Here is a 19,230-nt window from a genome sequence, read left to right as displayed (position 1 = left end):
AATCTACCGCGTCGGATGCCCCCGCGACACCCTCCTCAGCGCGGACGCGCCGCCGCCCCGCCGCGGCGCAGCACCAGGGTCGCCCAACCCTCTATCACGCCGGAGCGGGCGAGGTGGAAGCCGCGGTGGCGGTAGGTCGAGAGCACGCCCGGCACGTCGCGCTCGATCAGGCCGGAGAGGATCAGCACGCCGTCATCCGCCACCACGGCGGTGAGCGAAGGCGCGAGCCGCTTGAGCGGGCGGGCCAGGATGTTGGCGAACACCACGTCGAAACCGCGCGGGCGATTCGCCAGGGCGTGGCGCACGCCCGGCGCGTGGTAAAGGCGCATATACGGCCCGAGGCCGTTGAGGCGGGCATTGCCGCGGGCGGTCATGACCGCTTCCGGGTCGAGGTCGCCGGCCACAACGGGGGTGCGAAGCACCTTGGCGGCCGCAAATCCCAGGATGCCGGTGCCGGTGCCGACATCGAGGACATGGGCCGGCCGCCGCCGCTTCAGTTCGTCCACCAATGCGCGCAGGCAGCCCAGCGTGGTGCCGTGGTGGCCGGTGCCGAAGGCGAGCGCCGCCTCGATCTCGATGGCGAGGTCGTTCCCCCGCACCTGATGACGGTCATGCCCGCCATGGACGAGGAAGCGGCCCGCCCGCACCGGCTTCAGCCCCTCGAGCGAGGCGCGCACCCAATCCTGCTGGTCAATGGTCTCGAAGAAAGCCGCATCGGCCTGCGCGCCCACCATCGGACGGATCAGGTCGCGGATCATCTCCGCGTCGGGCTCCTCGGAGAAATAGGCCTCCAGCCGCCACGCGCCGGTCTCCTCGACCTCGAAGGCGGCGACCGCCGTCTCCATCGGGTCGAACATCTCGCCCAACAGCTCCGTCATGGCGCGAGCGGAGGGCTCGTCCGTGATCAAACGCAGGACGTGCGTGGGTCGGTGCGGCGGCAGACCTTCGAGCATAGGGCGCCCTCTACCATCCGCGCGGGCCAAGGACCACGGGCTTCACGACCACTTCGACGCATTGTTAGTGAGCAATCGCGTGGAAGCACGTACCTAGAACAGCACAAGCAAGACAAAAGATGCTTAATCCACAGGCATGATGTTTAATTCCTAGCCGAACACCCCGGAACCGGATCGGCGAGGCGGCGTTCTCACCGTCCGAAGCGTCTCGCGCATGCGCCTCGTCGGCACCGATCGCCGGCGGGGCCATGCCCGGTGGCCGGGCGTTGCGCGAGGCGTTTTTCCGTCTCGTTCATCAGGCGCTTGTCGAGTTTCCATCGCGTCATGACCCCCAAATCCGTCCGCCTTCGCTCCCCCGTCGTCGTCAGGCGCGAGCCGCGCCACGACCGTCGCCGCGCCACGAACGCCGACATCCTCGCCTCGGACGCACTCGACTCGCCGCTGCCGGGCTCGCTGCTCGTGCTGCTGAGCCGGCTGCATCGCGCCGAGACCAAGCCGGCGCAGGGGACCGAGCCCACCGCCTGACGCCACGGGAACTCCGGCCGCGCCGGGCCACTTCCTGTCCCGCACCTCCCGGCCCGGAACCATCCGGGCCCGCATCGAGAAAGGATCGGTCGATGGCCGTGGTATCGAGCAAGATCTTCGAAGAGGGCAAGGTCGCCAAGGCGATGGGCCGGCCCGATTCCGCCAACCCCTACGAGGCGGGCTCGCAGGAAAGCCTGGATTGGCTGGAGGGCTTCACCGCCGACGAGCCCGAGCCCTCGGCTGCCGGCCCGTCCGACGACTGACCCCGGAGAGGGCGACCTCCACGATCCCCGGACGATGACAGGGCGATCCCCGGCGGGCTAGAAGCCGGCGTTGCGCGTGTCGGGCGCTCGTCCGTCACGCCGCGGCTCGACAGAGCCGGCGCCGGGGCCGCCGCATCGACGGCAAGCCCGGCGCGACCGTGGGAGCCGTCATGATATCGTCCCGTCTCGTCCGGACCCGCCGCGCCGTGATGGCCGGCCTGCTGCTCGCGTTCACGGCCGCGCCCTTCACTGCGCGGGCTGCGGACGAACCCATCGTGGTGTTTGCCGCCGCCAGCCTCAAGAATGCGCTGGACGAAGCCGCTGCCGCCTGGGCGAAGGAGACGGGCGCCACGACCCGGATCTCCTATGGCGGCTCCAATGCGCTGGCCAAGCAGATCGAGGCCGGCGCGCCGGCCGACCTCTTCATCTCCGCCGACCTCGCCTGGATGGATTATGCCGAGGCGAACGGCACGATCCGCTCCGACAGCCGCGTCAACCTCCTACGCAACGCCATCGTCCTCGTGGCGGCCAAGGGGTCGGGCCTGCGGATGACGCTCGAGCCCGGCACCGATCTCTCCGCTGCCCTGGCCGGTGGACGGCTCGCCATGGGCAATGTCGAGGCGGTGCCCGCGGGCAAGTACGGCAAGGCCGCCCTCGAAAAGCTTGGCGCCTGGGACCGGGTGAAGGGCCAACTCGCGCAGACCGAGAACGTGCGGGCAGCTCTGCTGCTCGTCTCCCGCGGCGAGGCCCCCCTCGGCATCGTCTACGCGACGGATGCGGCGAGCGATCCCGGCGTCGAGATCGTGGCGACCTTCCCCGCCGACAGCCACCCGCCGATCGTCTACCCGGCCGCACTGACCAGGGATGCGGGACGCGCCGAGCGCGCCGCCACCTTCCTGAGCTTCCTGCGAAGCCCCACCGCGCGCCCGCTCTTCGAGCGTCAGGGCTTCGTCGTGATCGGCGCCGAGAAGCGCTCCTGAGGGGGCGGGGAGGGCTCTCGCACCTCCCGCGCCCATCACCGCTTTTGAGGCGATCAGGTGGTCAGGGCGCGCTCCAGCTCGCCCTTGGTCATCTTCGAGCGGCCGGGAATGTCCTGCTTGCGCGCCCGCTGCATCAGTTCGGACTTCGTCGTGCCGGTGTTTCCGCCCTTGTCCGAGGTCTTGCCGGCCTTGCCGCCGGACTTGCGGGCGGTGGCCGCTTTCTTAGCCACATCCGCTGGCTGCTTCGAGTGCTGCTTGCCCTTGGCAGAATCGGCGCGCTTCTTCTCGGTCGAACGGGCGTATTCCGAATCCGACAACTTCTCCCGCGCCTTCTTGGGCAGGTAGCGCTCGCCGGTCTTGCCGCTTTCCTTGCCCGACTTGGTGTCCCACTCCTCATCTGTCCATTGCTTGAGACCGTTGTCGTCGGACTTCTTGCCGGCGTAGCCACCGCCCTCCTTCTTATATTCGCTGGTGGCCATCTGCGCCTTGCGGGCGGACCATTGGCCGGGCTTGCCGCCCTTGGACGACTCGGTGATCTCCTCCTTCACCTTCTCCCACAGCTTCGGATCGGTCTTCTTCGCCGTGCCTGACATCGGTTTCGCCTCCTGAGCGACATTCGGCTGTCAACAGGAGGCGTCATCGTGAGTTCCGGCCGCGCCGTTCCCGTCCACGGGAGGATGGAGCGTGGCCGCGAGCGGCGACCGAGGGGCGTTGACAGGGGAAGACGAAGCTTCCACCTCCGCGCCACCGAAGAAGCATCAATTCGAGCGGGCCCGATATGGCCGGGAACGCTTGGTACACCCTGTGACAGGCCGGCCCGGATCGGGGCCGAGCGAGGAATCTGCGATGTCCGACGGCCCCAGCGCCCCGAAGGTGTTCATCGACGGAGAGGTCGGCACCACCGGCCTCGGCATCCGCGAGCGCCTGGAGCGCGAGGGCAGGGCGCGCCTCGTCAGCATCCCGCTCGAGAGCCGCAAGGATGCGGGGGTGAAGCGGGCGATCCTCGAGGAGGTCGACCTCGCCGTGCTCTGCCTGCCCGACGACGCCTCCCGCGAGACCGCGGCGCTCGCCGACAGCCTGCCCGGCGGCGGCCCGAAGCTGCTCGATGCCAGCACGGCCCACCGCATCGCGCCGGGCTGGGCCTACGGATTCGCCGAGATGACGGCGGATCAGGCCGATGCGATCCGCGCCGCGCGCCGGGTCGCCAATCCCGGCTGCTACCCGACCGGGGCGATCGCGCTGCTGCGCCCGCTGGTCGAGCGCGGTCTGATCCCGTCGGATCATCCCGTCAGCATCAATGCGGTGAGCGGCTATAGCGGCGGCGGCCGCAGCATGATCGAGAGCTACGAGCGCGGGGAGGGCGCCCCGTTCCAGCTCTACGGGCTCGGCTTCGGACACAAGCATCTGCCGGAAATCGAAGCCTATAGCCGGCTCACCCGGCGGCCGATCTTCATCCCCTCCGTCGGCAACTTCCGACAGGGGATGCTCGTCAGCATTCCGCTGCATCTCGGCGCCCTGCCCGGCCAGCCCAAGCCCGGCGATCTGGAGGATGCCCTGGCCGATTGGTACGCGGACAGCCCGCTGGTGACGGTCGTGCGCGGCGCGGAGGAAGGCGCCCACCGCGAACGTCTCGAACCGGAGGCGCTGAACGACACCGACCGGCTCGAATTGCGGGTGTTCGGCTCCGACAGCTACGGCCACGCCGTGCTGGTCGCGCGTCTCGACAATCTCGGCAAGGGCGCTTCGGGCGCGGCGGTGCAAAATCTCGGGCTCATGCTCGGGCTCGACTGACCCCAGGGCCGCTTCAGCCGGAATACGCTCTCCGCAGTCGCACGATGAAAACCCGGCACCCGCGCTCCGCGCGTGCCGGGACGGCACCGGTAATACTATCCTTGTCTTGATGATCGAGGGACGCCCCGCGTAGGGCGGCTCCCGCCGCTCGCAGCCGGCACGCAATCCATCGCGCGCGTCGTTCAGCGCGCAAAGCGTGGCCGGAATGAGCGATGCGTCCGCGCAAGCGCCTGAAGAGCGATCCGCTCTCCCAGTGGAGCGACAGGATATCGCTCACGTCGTCCGTGATGAGCCGGACCCGTCACCTCACAAACAGCACGAGCGTGGCGTAGAGCCACGCGCCCACCGAATCGAGCGCCCGTCATCATCCAATCGAGGGGAGGGCCGTCCGGCTCTCGTCCGTCTTTTGGCAATCGGCCTCGCGGATTTGGACTGTGAAGGCCGCACCGCATCGGTCGAGAACTGGCAGAAGACGCTTTCGCACGCCGGATATTCCGAGCCAGACCGGTCCAGCTTTCGGCAATCCACAGAAAATACGCAATCCTGCGGCAGGGTGTCGCATCTGAGACGTGTCGTGAGCATGGCGACCGGCGCAATCGTCGCCGCGTTGGCCGGCCTGTCACGCCGACGCGGAAATCCAGCGACCTTCAAGAATCTCAACTCTTTGAAACATCGACATTTTCTGAACGGCGATGACAGGGATTCTATCATTTGAAATATTTCCCTGAGATCGTCAGGGTCACCCGTAAGGTGGGCATAATCCTTTTTCCTCGCAGGCCGGGATCCGGGGTTTTTCCATTCGATTTGCATAGAAACACACGCTACGCTCAGTTCTCTTCGACCTGACTGCGTTCGGATTCATATGCGATGTCTTGCTACGCCGCGGTCCTGAGCTTACCGTCCTCCAGCTAAAGCCCCCTCATAGAAGAATGCGCCATGGAAACCAGTGAACAGGACGCGGAGACAGCCCGCCTCGTTACCCTCACGGCCGATGTCGTGTCTGCTTATGTCAGCAACAATCACGTTCAGAGCGCCGAGTTGCCAAAGCTTCTCGGGGAAGTGCACGAGGCGATTCGCTCGGTGAGCTTGAGCGGCCGTCCCGCCGCCGAAACCGGGCCGCCCAAAGCGACGCCGCAGGAAATCCGCAAGTCGATCAGCCACGACTTTCTGGTCAGCTTCGAGGACGGCAAGCCGTACAAGACGCTGCGCCGCCATCTCACCCTGCGCGGTCTCTCGCCGGAGCAGTATCGGGCGAAATGGGGCCTCCCCAACGATTACCCCATGACCTCGGCGAGCTACTCGGAGCAGCGCTCCGAACTGGCGCGCGCTTTGGGCCTGGGTCAGCAGCGCCGCCGGATCGCCGAGCCGGAAGCGGAGGTCGAGGCAGCGCCCGAGCCGGCGGCCGCCGAGCCGGAACCCGTTGCAGAAAAGAAGCGCCGCGCGCCGCGCCGCAAGAAGGACGCCTGAGCCCAGGCGCACCCGCTCGGTCGACTCGGGCTCGGCGGTGCCGAGCCCGCGCGGCGTCCGGCGCCCGCAGCGCCGCCTCCGCGCGTTCAGGTTCGGCATGGGGCGGGCGTGATGAGCAATCAGGGCCGTCGAACGCTCTCGATATACGCTTAATCCGCAGGCAATTCCGGCGGCTGCCCTGCGTTCAGACCGGTTGAACGCCCGTTGCCGAGCCGGCAAACACCTCATTGGAGGGCGTTTGCCGATGATTTGGGCTTATAAACGGATCACGACGGATGAAGTCCGTTCGGTCGAACGCCTGTTTCGCGAACAGGCCGTCGCCTTCGATCGCACGCGTCAAATGCTTCTCGTCAGCATCACCGATCATGGATCGGTAGTTCGTCTCTGGGTCTGCGTTCCCGAGATCGAGTTGCTGACGCCCTATTACGGATTCAGCCTATGCACCCGCGCCGACCTGCCTCTGGCGCCGGCTCTCGTCGCCGGCTGCCCCGAGCAGTTCGGACGCATCTTCGAAGGGTAGCCTGTCCTTCCGGACCATGAACCCGGCATTCGCGAGGAGGGGCCGGGCCGTGCGCGTCAGACCGTTCGCCGCGTCGGGGTGAGCCGAACGCCGGGGGCGGGGCGCTCTAACAGAACCTCCCGGCGGAAGCGCACCAGCCGGGCCGGGCGCCCGGCATTGCCGCTGGTGAGCGCCTCGGTCTCCTCGACCAACCCTTGCTGGGCCACGAGACGGCGGAAGTTCTGCTTGTGCAGCCGGGTGCCCGAGAGCGCCTCGACCGTTCGCTGAAGCTGAAGCAGGGTGAAGGCCGGCGGCATCAACTCGAACACCACCGGACGATACTTGATCTTGCCGCGCAGGCGGCCGATCGCCGTGGCGAGCACCCGGCGATGGTCGTGGGCCATCGGCTGGCCGGTGATCGCGAGGTCGTCGGGCACGGCGGCGCCGTTCTGGCCGTTGGCTTCGGGGATCAACCCGGCCTCGAACAGCAATTCGTAGCGCTCCAGAACCCGCTCCTCGTTCCAGGCGCCGCCGATGCCGAAGCTGAGCCCGACCCGGTCCTCGCGCATGCGCCGGAGCTTCGGATCGGAGGCGGCGGCGACCCATTCCATCAGGCGCGGCTCGATCTCGGCGAGCGCGGGGGGGCGCCCCTCGCGAAAATCCTCCCACGGCAGGTAGCGGTACCAGTTGCGCCACGCGGCTTCCGCAAGGCCCGCCGGGCGCAGCTCGCGCACCAGGGCGAGATAGGCCACCGAGAGCAGGTGCACGTCGTGCTGCCCGCCCTCCCGGTCGCGGTCGCCGAAGGTATAGAGCTGCTCGACATAGCCGAGGCGCTGATGCGTCTGCTGCTCGACCCACGCGCGCAGGCCCCGCTCCAGGGTGGCGTGCTCGGGCACCAACGGCCCGGCGGGCAGGGCGCTCTCGCGGCCCGCGGCTTGGCCGCCGACCTGCACGGTCAGCGCGCGCGGCTCGCCGTCCGTCGCCGCGACGATCACGGCCACGAGCCCCACGGACGAAGCGCTGGCGGCGCGCGTCCCCTTGTCCGCCGTGGCGGCGATCACACCCAGTTCGGCCGTGCTCATGCGTTCGTCGGCCTTCAGCCCTCTCCTTGGGCATCCCCTCGGCGGTGGAAGCGGTTCCGGCCCGCATTCCGGTCTTGCCGGATCGGCCCCGGCACCGTCAACGGAGCCTGCCGCCTCATCCAGGGCAATCGCTCGGAGGCGATCACTCGAGCTTTGCGGGCCTCAGTCGCCGGCGCCCGCCTCCGCGGGCTTAGTGTCTCTCACAAAACTCCCGCCGCGCCGCCGTGCCCAGAGGGAAGACGAGGGTGATCGGGAGTTTTGTGAGGCACTCTGAGGCTTCCGCTTCGCTCGATGCTTTTCCGGGGTTCACGCCCCCGAAAAAGCCCGCTCCGCGCGGCGCTCTTGGCGCCGCGAAGCCACCCAGGCGGCTTCGCGCGATGGCCCTCCGGCCGTATCCGCAGGAGCGTGCTGCGGTGGTCGCCGAGGCAGGCCGATCCTGCTAGATCAAAAGGCGGATTCATCGAAGGGAGCGGGCATGGGTAGTGGAACAGGGCTCGGTTTGTCCCGGCCGTCGGCGGGCGTCGCCGTGGACCTGCGCCTCTACGGCATCCTCGATGTCGGCGTGCTGGGCGCGGATGCCGGCGCGCTCGCGGCGCTCGCAGCGGAGGCGGTGGCCGGGGGCGCCACCCTGCTCCAGTACCGCGACAAGGATCTGACAGATGCCCGCGCGGCCCTCGCGCGGATCCGGGCGATCCATGCGGCCCTCGCCGGCCGGGCGCCGCTCCTCGTCAACGACCGGGTCGATCTCGCGCTGGCCGCCGGCGTCGAGGGCGTGCATCTCGGCCAATCGGATCTCCACCCGGAGGACGCACGCCGCCTGCTCGGCCCGCGCGCCATCATCGGGCTCACCGTGAAGACCGGCGCCCAGGCCGACGAGCTCTACCGGCTTCCCATCGACTACGCCTGCATCGGCGGCGTGTTCGCCACCACCAGCAAGGACAACCCGGACCCGCCGGTCGGGCTCGACGGGTTGCAGCGGATCGTGTTCCGCGCCCGGCTCGCCCGCGGCCAGAGCCTACCGCTCGGCGCGATCGCCGGGATCGACGCCAGCAACACCGCCTCCGTCATCCGGGCCGGGGCTGACGGGGTGGCCCTGATCGGCGCCCTGTTCAAGGGCGGCGCGACCGAGGCCAAGGCGCGGGATCTGCTCGCACGGGTCGATGAGGCGCTGAGCCAGCGCGGGAGCACGGGCACGCGTTAAGGCCGGAAGAAGCGGACCATCGAAGAAACAAACGAGGGAAGACGCCCATGACCGCCATCGCCCTGACCATCGCCGGCTCGGATTCGAGCGGGGGCGCCGGCATCCAGGCCGACCTCAAGACCTTCGCGGCCCTGCGCGTCTACGGCGCCAGCGTCATCACCGCACTCACGGCCCAGAACACCCGCGGCGTGCAGGCGATCCACGACGTGCCCGCCGATTTCGTGGCCGCGCAGATCGACTCGGTGTTCTCCGACCTCGCGGTCGGCGCGGTGAAGATCGGCATGCTGTCGCGGCCCGAGACGATCCGGGCGGTGGCCGAAGGGCTGCGGCGGCACGCCCCCGGCATCCCGGTGGTGCTCGACCCGGTGATGGTGGCCACCAGCGGCGACCGGCTGATCTCGCAGGAAGCCGTCGAGATCCTGCGCAGCGAGCTGATGCCGCTGGCCACCGTCGTCACGCCCAACCTGCCCGAAGCCGCGGCCCTGCTCGACGAGGGGGAGGCGGGACACGAGAACGAGGCGGTGGCGCAGGGGCGGCGGCTGCTGGCGCGCGGCGCGCGGGCGGTGCTGATCAAGGGCGGCCATGGCGAGGGCCGCGAGAGCGTCGATCACCTGATCGCCGCGGACGGGACCCTGCGCCGGTTCGCGGCCCCACGCATCGAGACCCGCAACAGCCACGGCACCGGCTGCACCCTCTCGGCCGCGGTGACGGCCGGGCTTGCCCGCGGCCAGGGCCTCGCCGAGGCGGTGGGGGGTGCCAAGACCTACGTGACAGCGGCGATTCGCGCGGCGGATACGGTGCCGGTCGGCCATGGTCACGGCCCGCTCCACCACTTTTTCGCACTCTGGCAGTAGGCACCGAGCTGCGCGAAATCAGCCCTCTCCCGGCTTTTGCGTTTGACAGATCAAACGCTCGTTCGGATAACGGAACGCCTTTCGGTGCCTCGCACAAGACTTCGTGATCCGATCCGCCCGTAAGGGTGTTTCCGGCGCGCGCGCGTTTTGTCGGGCACTTTCAGCGGACCGACGTGATGCAGGACATAGCGGCAAGCCTCGAACGTGGACGGCCGAAGGATCTCGTCAGCGGCGCCCAGGTGCTTTCGGGCCAGCTCGGCAAGACGATCCAGCGGCTGCGCAAGGCCTACAACCTCTCCCTCTCCGAACTCGCCGAGCAATCGGGCGTGGCGAAGTCGATCATCAGCCAGATCGAGCGCAACGAGACCAATCCGACGCTGGCGACGATCTGGCGCTTGAGCCAGGCGCTCGACGTGTCGATCGAGCGGGTGCTCGCCACCTCCGACGAAGAACCCTTCATCGAGCGCTTCTCGCGCGCCGACACCCCGCGGCTGGTCTCCGACGACGGCCGGGTGCGGCTTGCCATCATCGGCTGGATCAAGACCGTCGAGTGGCTGCAATGGTACGACCTCACCGCCGATGCCGGCGGGGTGCTCGAATCCGACCCGCACCAGCGCGGCTCGGTCGAGTCGCTCTCGGTGCTGGAGGGAAGCTTCGAGGTGGATGTGGCCGGCGAGGTGCAGCGGGCCAATGCGGGCGAGACCCTGCGCTACCGCTGCGACCGCCCCCACAGCATCCGCTGCGTCGGCGACGGGCCGGGCCGGGCGACGATGGTCGTCATCATGAAGGCCGCCGTGATGGAGTGAACCGGCGCCCGCCGGCTCCCTCCGAACACCGACAAGTATGAAAAAGGCCACCGTCGCTCGTCAGCGACGGGGGCCTTTTTCTCATCGAACAGTCCGGTCGATCGCGGTCGAGGCGGGCTCGGTGACACCGAACCCGCCTCCTCCGACCCTCGGCCTTCAGGCCTCGTCGAACCGGCCGCTGGCATGCGCCAGCATGGTGTAGACCTTGCCCGTCTCCGAGGTGAGGTAGGCGTCCGCGCGCTTGGTGTCGCGGTCGTTCTTCGTCACCTCGCCGAGCAGCCGCTCGAACTCGCCGACATAGCGATCGACCGTGCGGCGGAACTCGGCATCCGCCCGGTAGCGGCGCTGGATCTGCTCGAAGGTCTGGCGCCCCTGGACCGTGTAGAGGCGACCGTCGAACAGGTTGGTGTCGCCCTGGCGGTAGCGCTGCCAGAACTCGACCGAGGCCTGATGATCGACCATCCGGGCGATGTCGGTCGAGATCGCATCGAGCGAGATCCGCTCCACCGGCCCCTTCGCCTCGGGCGCGGCGGCCGGAGCCGGGGCGGGGACCGCCTCGGCGCCGTCGTCATCGAGCGAGGCGCGGGTCAGGAGATCGGACAGCCAGCCGCGGTTGTCGCGGGTGCCGGGCCGCCCCTGAACCGGTCCCTGGACCGCGGCCGGGCTCGCCGGACGCACGGGGGCCGCCGCCGGCTGTGACCGGCCCGCCGTCGGGGCCGCATTGCGGACCTGCGGAGGCGCGGCAACCGGAGCAGGTGCGGCAGCCGACACGGCGCGACCGGCCTCGGCCGTGCGACGCTGCTCGGCCCCGCGGGCCTGCGCCGCCGGCTGGGCGACATCGACCGACCGGTTCGAGCGGGCCACCAGGGCGGACAGCTCGTTCAGGGCGTCGATCTGCTCGGCCACGACCCGACGCATCTCGCTCGTGGCGTCCTGCGTCTCGCGGGGCAGGTCGAGAACGCCGCGCTGCAGGTCGGCGCGGGTGGCGTCGAGTTCGCGGCGGATCTCGGCAGCCATCGCGTTCATCCGCGTGACCGAGTCACCGAACTGGCCGGAGGCGGCGGCGAAGCTCTCCATCATCTTGGCGGATGCCGCTTCGATGGCGCTGCGCACCGCTTCCGCCGTGCGGGCGCTCTCGGCGTCCGCGCCGCTGCGCAGGCGCTCGAAGTCGCCCGCCACCGCGGTCCCGGCCTCGCGGGCCACGCGGGCCACGCTCTCGCTGAGTTCGCGGGCGCGGGCCTCGGCCGCACGCAGCGTCTCCTCGATCACGCTGCCGAAGCGGCCGGTCTGAGCTTCGATGGCCTGGCTGCGCTCCTCGAGGCGGGACAACACCGCCTCGACCACCGCCTGCCGGCTCGACAGGCTCTCGGCGAGACGGCCTTCCACCGCCTCCAGATTGCCGGCGGCCTGTTCGAGCGCGCCGACATGGGTGCCGGTGCGCTCCACCAGCGCCTTGCCGCGGGCGTCCAGGGTCTCGGCGAGGTCCGCCGCCTGGGCGAGCGCTCCCTGCGAGGCCTCGCGCAGCGCCACGACCTGGGTCGAGACCCGGTCGGAGGCCTGCGCCGTGTCGGCGGCGACCCGGTCGAGGGCCGACTGGATCTGCTCGACGCGGGCCGCGAGCCCCTGCTCGATGGCGCCGAGATTCTCCGAGGCGCCGCCGACGAGGTCCTTCAGCCCGTCATTGGCGTTCTCGATCCGGGTGAGGAAGCCGGCGACATCGCGGCGGACCCGCTCATGCGCCTGGGCGACGGTGTCGGCGGAGGCCGCCGCGCCCTCGTCCAGCGCCACGCGCAGGGCCTTGGCCGACTCGACGGTGCGGACGACGATGGCGTCGGTGCGCTCGCGCAGCGCCTCGACCAGGGGTGCACCCTTGTCGGCGATGAGCCGGTCGAGGGCCTGCTCCCGCTCGGCCAGTGCATCGGCCAGAGCCGCGGCCGGTCCGTCGATCATGCGGGCAAGCGCCCCGTTGCGCTGATCCATCGTCTCGGCCAGCGCGTCGGCGCGGGCCTGGACCTCGGCGGCGTGACGGCGGGCGCGCTCCTCCAGCATCCGGCCCATCTGGGCGATGGCGTCGTCCACGAGCGCCGCATAGGCGTTCTGGCGCTCGTCGAAGGTCTCGGCCAGTGCGGCCTGCCGTTCGGCACGCTCGTCCAGGGCCGCGACCATCCGGGCGGTGCCGCCGTCGATGAGGGCCGCGTAGGCCTCCTTCTGGCGGTCGAACGCCTCGGCCAGCACCGCGTGGCGGCGGGCCCGCTCTTCCAGCGCGGCGACCATGCGGGCGGTGCCCTGCTCGATCAGGCTGGCATAGGCGTCCCGCTGGCCGTCGAAGGCCTCGGTGAGGGCGGCCTGACGCTGGGCGCGCTCGTCGAGAGCCGCAACCATCCGGGCGGTGCCCTCCTCGATCACGCTCGCATAGGCCTCACGCTGACCGTCGAGGGTCTGGGCGAAGGCGGCCTGACGCCGGGCCCGCTCGTCCAGGGCCGCGACCATCCGGGCGGTGCCCTCCTCGATCACGCTCGCATAGGCCTCCTGCTGCCCGTCGAGGGTCTCGGTGAAGGCGGCCTGCCGCTGGGCCCGCTCGTCCAGGGCCGCCACCATGCGGGCAGTGCCCTCTTCGATCACGCTCGCATAGGCGTCCCGCTGCCCATCGAGGGTCTCGGCGAAGGCAGCCTGCCGCTGGGCCCGCTCGTCGAGAGCCGCGACCATCCGGGCGGTGCCCTCCTCGATCAGCGCCGCGACGGCCCGCTGACGCTCCTCCACCGTCTCCGCCTGCGCGGCGTGGCGGCGGGCCCGCTCTTCGAGCGCGGCGACCATGCGCGCCGTGCCCTGCTCAATCAGGCTCGCATAGGATTCCCGCTGGCCGTCGAAGGCTTCGGCAAAGGCCTCCGCGAAGGCGGTCTGCTGCCGGGCGCGCTCGTCCAGAGTCGCCGCGATCCGGGTCGTCCCCTCTTCGATCAAGGCGGCGACGGCGTTCTGGCGCTCCTCGACCGTCTCGAACTGCGCCGCGTGCTGGCGGGCGCGCTCATCGAGCGCCGCGACCATGCGGGCCGTGCCTCCGTCGATCTGCGCCGTGTACGCGTCCTGGCGCTCGTCGAAGGCGTCGGCCAGCGCGTTGGCGCGGTTCGCCACCACGGTGGCGAAGGCGCGCAGGCGGGCGTCGATGCGGGCGGTGAAGTCCTCGCTGCGGGCCTCGACGGTCTGCGACAGGCTGGCCGTCTGGTTCTCCACGAGCCGCGCAAACTCACCGCCGCGGCTCTCGACGAGTCCGTCGAGGCTCCGCATCCGCTCGTCGAACACCGTCGCCAGCGCCTGGGTCTGGGTCTCGAGGCGACCGGTCAGCGCCGTCGAGCGCTCATCGACCAGGGCACCGAGGGTGGCGTGGATCCCGTCGAACAGGGCGCGCAGCTCCTGCGACCGCCGCTCGACGGTCTGCGCGACCTGCTGGCCGCGTCCGTCCACGATGTCGCCGAGGACGCCGAGGCGCTCGTCGAACAGGTGGGCGAGACCGCGGGTGCGGGCATCGACCTCGCCGGCGGCGCGACCGATGCCGCCTTCAAGCGTCTCGACGAACAGGCGCGCACCCTCGGTCAAAGCCGCCTGGAGCGGCAGGATGCGGCCCTGGAAGCCCTCGTCGAGGCGGCCGGCATGGCCGTCGAGCAGCCCGCGGATCTCGCCGGTGCGGTGGTCGAGGATGTCCTGAACCGTGCGGGCCCGCTCCTCCAGGGTGGTGCGCAGATCGTCGCTGCGGGCATCGAGCATGGCGCGGATCTCGCCCGCGCGGCTGTCGAGCAGATCCTGAACTGTGCGGGCCGGCTCTTCCAGGGCGGCGCGCAGGGCGCCGAGCCCGGTCTCGAACTCGCCGCGGACATGGCCGGCGCTGCCGTCCACGAGGCTGCGCAGCTCGCCGGTCCGGCTGTCGAGGGTGTTGCGGATCTCGTCGCTGCGGGCATCGAGCAGTTCGCGCACCATGCGGATGCGCTCTTCCAGCGTCGTGTCGAGGCGGCCGAAGCTCGCCTCGAACGCACCGCCGACCCGGCCGGAGACGCTCTCCATCAGGCCGCGCAGATCGTCGGTGCGGTGATCGAAGGTGTCGCGGATCTCGGCGCCGCGGGCGTCGAGCAGGTCGCGCACCGTGCGGACGCGCTCGGCCAGGGTCGCGTCGAGGGCGCCGAGGCTGGCCTCGAACTCGTTGCGTACCCGTCCGGCGCCGCCCTCCATGAGGCCGCGCAGGTCGTCGGTGCGGTGGTCGAAAGTGTCGCGGATCTCGGCGCTGCGGGCGTCGAGCAGGTCGCGCACCGTGCGCAGACGCTCCTCCAGCACGGTCTCGAAGGTGCCGAGGCCGGCTTCGAGCTCGCCGCGCACGCGGCCGGCACTGCCCTCCATCAGGCCGCGCAGATCGTCGGCGCGGCTGTCGAGCAGGCTGCGGATCTCGCCGGCCTGGGTCTCGAAGGCGTGGCCGAGGCGGCCGGTGCCCTCGCCGAGCAGGCCATCGACCTGCCCCATGAGGTCGCGCAGGGTCGCGAGCAGGGCGGTGCCGCGGCGGTCGAGCAGGGCGCCGAGCGACGCGCCGCCCTGTTCCAGGGCCTGGGTGATGTCGGAGAGGCGTCCCTCGATCCCCTCGACGGCCACGCGGCCGCGCTGGTCGAGGTCGGCGGCCAGCGCGCCGCCGCGCTCGTCGAACAGGTGGTTGAGGCTCTCGGCCCGCTCGTCGAACAGGTGGGCGATGGCCTCGACATGGCCGCCCAAAGCCTCGACCGCGAGGCCGCTGCGGCGCTCCAGCAGAGCGACGAGGTCGCGGATGCGGCCGGTCAGCTCGCCGTCGATGGTGCGGGTGCGGCTCTCGATCAGGCGCACCGCTTCGAGCGCCTGGACGCCGAAGGATTCGTCGAGGTGGCGGGTGCGCTCTTCCAGCGTGCCGCTGAGGGCGTCGAGGCGCGCGACCACGCCGGTATCGAGACGCTCGGCGCCCTCGTCGAGGCGGCGGGCGAGATCCTGGGTCGTGCGTTCCAGACGCTCGGCGATCTCGGCGGCGCGGGCGGCGAGAACGTCGCCCACGGAACGTCCGCGGTTGGCGATGTCCTGCGCGGAGCCTTCGATGCGCCGGTCGAGGGCATCACCGAGGATGCGGTTGCCCTCATCCAGCGTGCGGGCGATCTCGGAGCTGCGCAGCACCAGCGCCTCGTTGAGGGCGTTGGCGCGGGCACCGAGCCGGGTGTCGACCTGGCCGACGAGGGCCGCGAAGCTCTCGCCGATCTCGGCGGCGCGACGAGCGGAGAGGGATTCCATCTCGCCGATGCGCGCCTCGACGGTCTCGCTGGCAAGGCGCGCACGCTCGGCCAGGGAATCGGCGAGCGCATTGCCCTGAACGGCGATGATCCGGTCGATCTCGGTGAGGCGCGAATCCAGGGTGTCGCCGAGCGTCTGCGCGTTGCCGGCGATCCGGTCGGCGAGGATGTCGCCGCGGGCGATGGTTTCCTGAAGGGCCGCGAGCCGGTTGCCCAGGGCCTCCTCCACCGCGCGGGTGCGGCTGTCAGCGGTCTCGACGAAGGCGGCGTGGCTGCGGTGCAGCGTGTCGCCGACCTGCGACACGTGGCCGGCAATGGCGAGCACGACCTCGCGGCCAGCGCCTTCGAGGCGGGCCTGGGCCTCGTCGGACTGGCTGGCGATGAGCGCCGCGGCGCCGCGGCCGTGGCGGCCGAAGCTGTCCTCCAGGGTTCCCAGACGGGTCTCCAACTCGGAGCCGACGCCCTCTGCGGTGCGCGACAGCGCCTGCGCCGTGGCCTCGCCGCGGGCAGCCACCTCATCGCCGAGCCGGCGCAGCGTCTCGCGCAGGGCCTCCAAGGCGCTCTCGGTGCGGCCACCGACTTCGCCGCCGGCCTGTTGGGCCGCACGGGCGAGGGAAGCGGCGGCCTCGGCGCTGCGGGCGGACAGTTCGTCGCCGATCTGGGCCAGGGCATCGCGCAGGCTGCGCAGCGACGCCTCGGTGCGGCTGTTGACCTCGCCGCCGGCCTGTTCGGCCGCGCGGGCCAGGGCCGCACTGGTCTCGGCGCCACGGGCGGACAGCTCGTCGCCGATCCGGCCCAGCGTCTCACGCAGGCTCCGCAGCGATTCCTCGGTACGGGCACCGACTTCACCGCCGACCCGCTCGGCGGTCCGCGCCAGGGCGTCCGTCACCTCGGCGCTGCGGCCGTCGATCTCGTTCTGCACCTGCCGCAGCAGGTCGCGCAGGTTCTGCGCCGACTGGTCGGCACGGCTGCCGATCTCGCCGCCGGCCTGGGCCGCCGCCAGCGACAGTGCGACGCTGGCTTCCGAGCCGCGCACGGAGATCTCGTCGGCCACCTGCCGCAGGAGATCTTGGAGCGCATGCATCGACTGGTCGGTGCGGTTGCCGATCTCGCCACCGGCATGGGCGGCGGCGAGCGCCAGGGCGCCGGTCGCCTCGGCGCTGCGGGCCGACAGCTCGTCGGCCATCCGCTGGATCGCGGCGTGGAGCGCCTGCGACGCGCTCTCGCTGCGGCTGCCCAGCTCGCCCCCGACGCGCTCAGCGGCGGCCTGGAACCGGCCCACCACGTCGTCCGAACGGCTCTCGACGGCGGCGGCGGCCTCGTCGGCGGCGCGGCGCAGGGCCTCGGCGGCCTCGGCGAAGCGGGTGGTGACGGCGGCGCTCTGCGCCTGCGCGGCTCCCGAGGTCTCCTCGGCGACGTGCAGCATCCGCGCAGTCGATTCCACGGCGCGCTCGGCGAGCAGGCCGCTCATCGCCTCGGCGGCCTCGCGCAGGCGGCGCTCCAGCGCCTCGACACTGGCACCGACGGACGCGGTCGCGGTCTCGGTGTTGCGGCGGATGCCCTCCTGGGCGGCGCCGGTGCGGGCGTCGAGATCCTCGCCCAGACGGGCCACGGCCTCGCGCAGGCTCTCGGCGGTGCCGTTGGCGTTGGCGGCAAAGCTGGCGCCGAGCCCGGCCAGAGCCTGCTCGACGGTGGCAGCGGCCTGGGCCGCGCGCTCGGTCATCAGGCCGACGACACGCTCGCCCGTGCTGTCGAGGTTCGCGGCGAGCGCGCCCCCCTGAACGGCGATGACGTCATCGACGCGGGATGCCGCCGCCTCGATGCGACCGGCGAGTTCGAGGCCGCGGCCGTCCATGGTCTCGGCAGCGCGGGTGGCGGAAGCCAGGAACGCGTCGCGGACCCGGTCGATGCGGGTGGAGAAGTCGTCGGCGACGCTGCCGGCGGCAAGCGCCAGGGCGGCCTGCGCGTCACGCCCGCGGCCCTCGATCAGCTCGGAGACGCCGGTGCCGGCGGCCTCGATCTCGGTGCGCAGCGAGGCGCCGCGGACGGCGATGTCCTCGGAGATCGCCGCGCCGGTGGCGGCGAAGTTGCGGCTTAAGCCCTCGCCGGTTTCGGCAAAGCGGGCGGTGATCGCGCCGCCGGTCTGGGCGAAGCGCTCGGTCAGCTCGGTCCCGCGCGACAGGAAGGCCTCTTCCAGGCCACGGGTCGAGCGCTCGAAGGTCTCGCGCACGGCGCCGCCCTGGCGGTCCAGCGCTTCGATCAGGCCGGTGCCGGTCTCGGACAGGGATTGGGCGACAGCGCCGGCATTGTCGGCCAGCGTGCGGGTGAGCGCCCCGCCGGTGCGCTCGAAGGCCTGCGTCACCTCGTCGGCGCGCTGCTGCAGGGCGCTGGTGAGAGTGGTGCCGATCTCTTCCAGACCGCCGCGCACGCCCTCGCTGGTGGCGGTGAGCTGGCGGACCAGATCGTCGCCGCGGGTCGAGACGTTGCCGACCACCCGTTCGCCGACCTCGCCGAGCGCCTCGGTGATCGCGGTGCCGCGGGCGTCGAGCGCCCCGGTGACGCGCTCGCCCGCGCCGTTGATGGCAGCCACGATACGCTCGGCCGCGCCTTCCAACTCGGTCGACAGGTTCTCGTGCGAGCCGGCGATCGCCCCACGCACCCGGTCGGCGCTGCCGACGATGGATTCACGCTGGGCGATCAGCTCGTCGACGAGGCTGCGGATGCGGATCTCGTTGTCGGAGTACGCCCGCTCCAGGGTCGAGATCTCGCCGCGCACCAACGTTTCGAGTTCGCCGGCGCGGGCCAGCGCCCGCTCCACGCCGTCGCCGACGGCCGCGACTTCGCGGCGCACGGTCTGCGACATGGTCAGCACCGCGTCGGTCGAGAAGCTCTCGGGCTCGGCCAGCCGGATCGCCACCTCGCCGACGGCGCGCGCCACGAGGCGCATCTCGTGGGCGCGCACGGCCAGCATCGCGGTGATGAGGAAGAGCACGATCGGCCCGGCAATGGCCGTGGCCACCACCGCCGCCTGAAGCGCGGTGAGCCCGGTGATGAAGGTCTTCAGATCGCCGCCGGACTGGTTCCAGGCGAGCGCCACGAGGCCGTTGAGCCACAGGAAGGAGGCGATGGCGGCGACGAGGTACGGCTTGCGCGAGGGCCGCACCCGGAGCGTCTGCTGAAGGATGCCGATATTCTGGCGGTCGTCATTGGCGACCAGCGAGCGGTCGGGCGGCAGAAGCCCGCCCTCGCGACGCGAACGCCCGCGCTCGGGCAGCGGCAGATCGGACGCGGAGGGATCGATGTCGAGGGTCGGGGTGCGGCGTCCCCCGGCCTCGGAGAACGGATCGGCCAGCGGATCGCCGTCGCCGACATCGGGCAGCCGCGGTTCGACGCGGGCGGAGTCGCCCGGCGCCGGAATGTCCAGATTCAAAGCCTGCTCGATCGCGGAGAGTGCCGCCTCTGCCGGATCCTTCAGCTTCTTCTCGGTGGCCATGCAACCCTCGTACGCATCGCCATCCATTGCA

The 19,230-nt window shown here is 71.0% G+C and carries 15 protein-coding genes; 10 read left to right on the top strand and 5 right to left on the bottom strand.

The features are described 5' to 3' along the window. Positions 1 to 35: 35 nt before the first annotated feature. Positions 36 to 953: a 50S ribosomal protein L11 methyltransferase gene (locus tag ASF53_RS10235; protein ID WP_056197594.1), complete on the bottom strand. Its 918-nt coding sequence runs from the start codon at positions 951 to 953 to the stop codon at positions 36 to 38. Positions 954 to 1,277: 324 nt separating this feature from the next. Here ASF53_RS10235 and ASF53_RS10230 point away from each other — a divergent pair, with 324 nt between their 5' ends. From ASF53_RS10230 to modA, 3 genes are all read left to right on the top strand, one after another. Next, positions 1,278 to 1,478, top strand: coding sequence for a hypothetical protein (locus ASF53_RS10230; protein WP_056197592.1), 201 nt, complete (start codon positions 1,278 to 1,280; stop codon positions 1,476 to 1,478). Between the two features lie 92 nt (positions 1,479 to 1,570). Then, positions 1,571 to 1,741: a hypothetical protein gene (locus ASF53_RS26280; protein WP_200943205.1), complete on the top strand. Its 171-nt coding sequence runs from the start codon at positions 1,571 to 1,573 to the stop codon at positions 1,739 to 1,741. A 170-nt stretch (positions 1,742 to 1,911) separates the two neighbouring features. Beyond that, positions 1,912 to 2,721, top strand: a complete 810-nt coding sequence (modA, locus tag ASF53_RS10225; RefSeq protein ID WP_056197590.1) for a molybdate ABC transporter substrate-binding protein — start codon at positions 1,912 to 1,914, stop codon at positions 2,719 to 2,721. Positions 2,722 to 2,774: 53 nt separating this feature from the next. On the opposite strand, the gene ASF53_RS10220 is transcribed toward modA, so the two are convergent. Next, positions 2,775 to 3,314 (bottom strand): hypothetical protein, encoded by a 540-nt coding sequence (locus ASF53_RS10220; RefSeq protein WP_056197588.1) that lies wholly within the window; start codon positions 3,312 to 3,314, stop codon positions 2,775 to 2,777. A gap of 253 nt (positions 3,315 to 3,567) precedes the next feature. On the opposite strand from ASF53_RS10220, the gene argC reads away from it, so the two are divergent. From argC to ASF53_RS10210, 3 genes are all read left to right on the top strand, one after another. After that, the gene (argC, locus tag ASF53_RS10215) at positions 3,568 to 4,512 is read left to right on the top strand and encodes an N-acetyl-gamma-glutamyl-phosphate reductase (protein WP_056197586.1); all 945 of its coding nucleotides are present in this window, start codon (positions 3,568 to 3,570) and stop codon (positions 4,510 to 4,512) included. Positions 4,513 to 4,717: 205 nt separating this feature from the next. Further along, positions 4,718 to 5,227 carry a hypothetical protein gene (locus ASF53_RS26415; protein ID WP_210168533.1) on the top strand — a complete coding sequence of 170 codons (510 nt, stop codon included), beginning with the start codon at positions 4,718 to 4,720 and terminating at the stop codon, positions 5,225 to 5,227. A 221-nt stretch (positions 5,228 to 5,448) separates the two neighbouring features. Continuing rightward, a complete protein-coding gene (locus ASF53_RS10210; protein WP_056197584.1) occupies positions 5,449 to 5,979 on the top strand; it encodes a Ros/MucR family transcriptional regulator in 531 nt (176 codons plus the stop codon). A 184-nt stretch (positions 5,980 to 6,163) separates the two neighbouring features. Here the strand turns inward: ASF53_RS10210 and ASF53_RS26630 are convergent, their stop codons facing one another. Beyond that, positions 6,164 to 6,319, bottom strand: coding sequence for a hypothetical protein (locus ASF53_RS26630; RefSeq protein ID WP_286134309.1), 156 nt, complete (start codon positions 6,317 to 6,319; stop codon positions 6,164 to 6,166). Between ASF53_RS26630 and ASF53_RS10205 the strand changes: the two genes are divergently transcribed. Continuing rightward, positions 6,320 to 6,499 carry a hypothetical protein gene (locus ASF53_RS10205; RefSeq protein ID WP_286134307.1) on the top strand — a complete coding sequence of 60 codons (180 nt, stop codon included), beginning with the start codon at positions 6,320 to 6,322 and terminating at the stop codon, positions 6,497 to 6,499. 56 nt (positions 6,500 to 6,555) lie between these two features. Here ASF53_RS10205 and ASF53_RS10200 read toward each other — a convergent pair whose 3' ends face one another. After that, positions 6,556 to 7,560 (bottom strand): NUDIX hydrolase, encoded by a 1,005-nt coding sequence (locus tag ASF53_RS10200; RefSeq protein WP_286134305.1) that lies wholly within the window; start codon positions 7,558 to 7,560, stop codon positions 6,556 to 6,558. Between the two features lie 475 nt (positions 7,561 to 8,035). Here ASF53_RS10200 and ASF53_RS10195 point away from each other — a divergent pair, with 475 nt between their 5' ends. The 3 genes from ASF53_RS10195 to ASF53_RS10185 all read left to right on the top strand — a co-directional run bounded on the left by ASF53_RS10195 (position 8,036) and on the right by ASF53_RS10185 (position 10,421). Then, positions 8,036 to 8,761, top strand: a complete 726-nt coding sequence (locus ASF53_RS10195) for a thiamine phosphate synthase (RefSeq protein WP_056197580.1) — start codon at positions 8,036 to 8,038, stop codon at positions 8,759 to 8,761. 47 nt (positions 8,762 to 8,808) lie between these two features. After that, positions 8,809 to 9,615, top strand: a complete 807-nt coding sequence (thiD, locus tag ASF53_RS10190; protein WP_056197578.1) for a bifunctional hydroxymethylpyrimidine kinase/phosphomethylpyrimidine kinase — start codon at positions 8,809 to 8,811, stop codon at positions 9,613 to 9,615. Between the two features lie 176 nt (positions 9,616 to 9,791). Further along, positions 9,792 to 10,421, top strand: a complete 630-nt coding sequence (locus ASF53_RS10185; RefSeq protein ID WP_056198394.1) for a helix-turn-helix domain-containing protein — start codon at positions 9,792 to 9,794, stop codon at positions 10,419 to 10,421. A 156-nt stretch (positions 10,422 to 10,577) separates the two neighbouring features. On the opposite strand, the gene ASF53_RS10180 is transcribed toward ASF53_RS10185, so the two are convergent. Then, positions 10,578 to 19,199, bottom strand: coding sequence for an apolipoprotein A-IV repeat region-like domain-containing protein (locus tag ASF53_RS10180; RefSeq protein ID WP_056198391.1), 8,622 nt, complete (start codon positions 19,197 to 19,199; stop codon positions 10,578 to 10,580). Positions 19,200 to 19,230: the final 31 nt, after the last annotated feature.

This window comes from Methylobacterium sp. Leaf123 (assembly GCF_001423405.1).
In the GTDB taxonomy this organism is placed as follows: domain Bacteria; phylum Pseudomonadota; class Alphaproteobacteria; order Rhizobiales; family Beijerinckiaceae; genus Methylobacterium.
Note: the sequence above shows the minus strand (reverse complement) of the source record. Positions and strands in the feature narration are given on the sequence as shown.

What these genes read in the sequence shown, in the direction of transcription:
- ASF53_RS10180 (WP_056198391.1), bottom strand. Translation starts at nt 19,199, where the DNA reads ATGGCCACCGAGAAGAAGCTGAAGGATCCGGCAGAGGCGGCACTCTCC.
- ASF53_RS10210 (WP_056197584.1), top strand. Translation starts at nt 5,449, where the DNA reads ATGGAAACCAGTGAACAGGACGCGGAGACAGCCCGCCTCGTTACCCTC.
- ASF53_RS10205 (WP_286134307.1), top strand. Translation starts at nt 6,320, where the DNA reads ATGCTTCTCGTCAGCATCACCGATCATGGATCGGTAGTTCGTCTCTGG.
- argC (WP_056197586.1), top strand. Translation starts at nt 3,568, where the DNA reads ATGTCCGACGGCCCCAGCGCCCCGAAGGTGTTCATCGACGGAGAGGTC.
- ASF53_RS10185 (WP_056198394.1), top strand. Translation starts at nt 9,792, where the DNA reads ATGCAGGACATAGCGGCAAGCCTCGAACGTGGACGGCCGAAGGATCTC.
- modA (WP_056197590.1), top strand. Translation starts at nt 1,912, where the DNA reads ATGATATCGTCCCGTCTCGTCCGGACCCGCCGCGCCGTGATGGCCGGC.
- ASF53_RS10230 (WP_056197592.1), top strand. Translation starts at nt 1,278, where the DNA reads ATGACCCCCAAATCCGTCCGCCTTCGCTCCCCCGTCGTCGTCAGGCGC.
- ASF53_RS10195 (WP_056197580.1), top strand. Translation starts at nt 8,036, where the DNA reads ATGGGTAGTGGAACAGGGCTCGGTTTGTCCCGGCCGTCGGCGGGCGTC.
- ASF53_RS10200 (WP_286134305.1), bottom strand. Translation starts at nt 7,560, where the DNA reads ATGAGCACGGCCGAACTGGGTGTGATCGCCGCCACGGCGGACAAGGGG.
- ASF53_RS10220 (WP_056197588.1), bottom strand. Translation starts at nt 3,314, where the DNA reads ATGTCAGGCACGGCGAAGAAGACCGATCCGAAGCTGTGGGAGAAGGTG.
- thiD (WP_056197578.1), top strand. Translation starts at nt 8,809, where the DNA reads ATGACCGCCATCGCCCTGACCATCGCCGGCTCGGATTCGAGCGGGGGC.
- ASF53_RS26415 (WP_210168533.1), top strand. Translation starts at nt 4,718, where the DNA reads ATGAGCGATGCGTCCGCGCAAGCGCCTGAAGAGCGATCCGCTCTCCCA.
- ASF53_RS26280 (WP_200943205.1), top strand. Translation starts at nt 1,571, where the DNA reads ATGGCCGTGGTATCGAGCAAGATCTTCGAAGAGGGCAAGGTCGCCAAG.
- ASF53_RS10235 (WP_056197594.1), bottom strand. Translation starts at nt 953, where the DNA reads ATGCTCGAAGGTCTGCCGCCGCACCGACCCACGCACGTCCTGCGTTTG.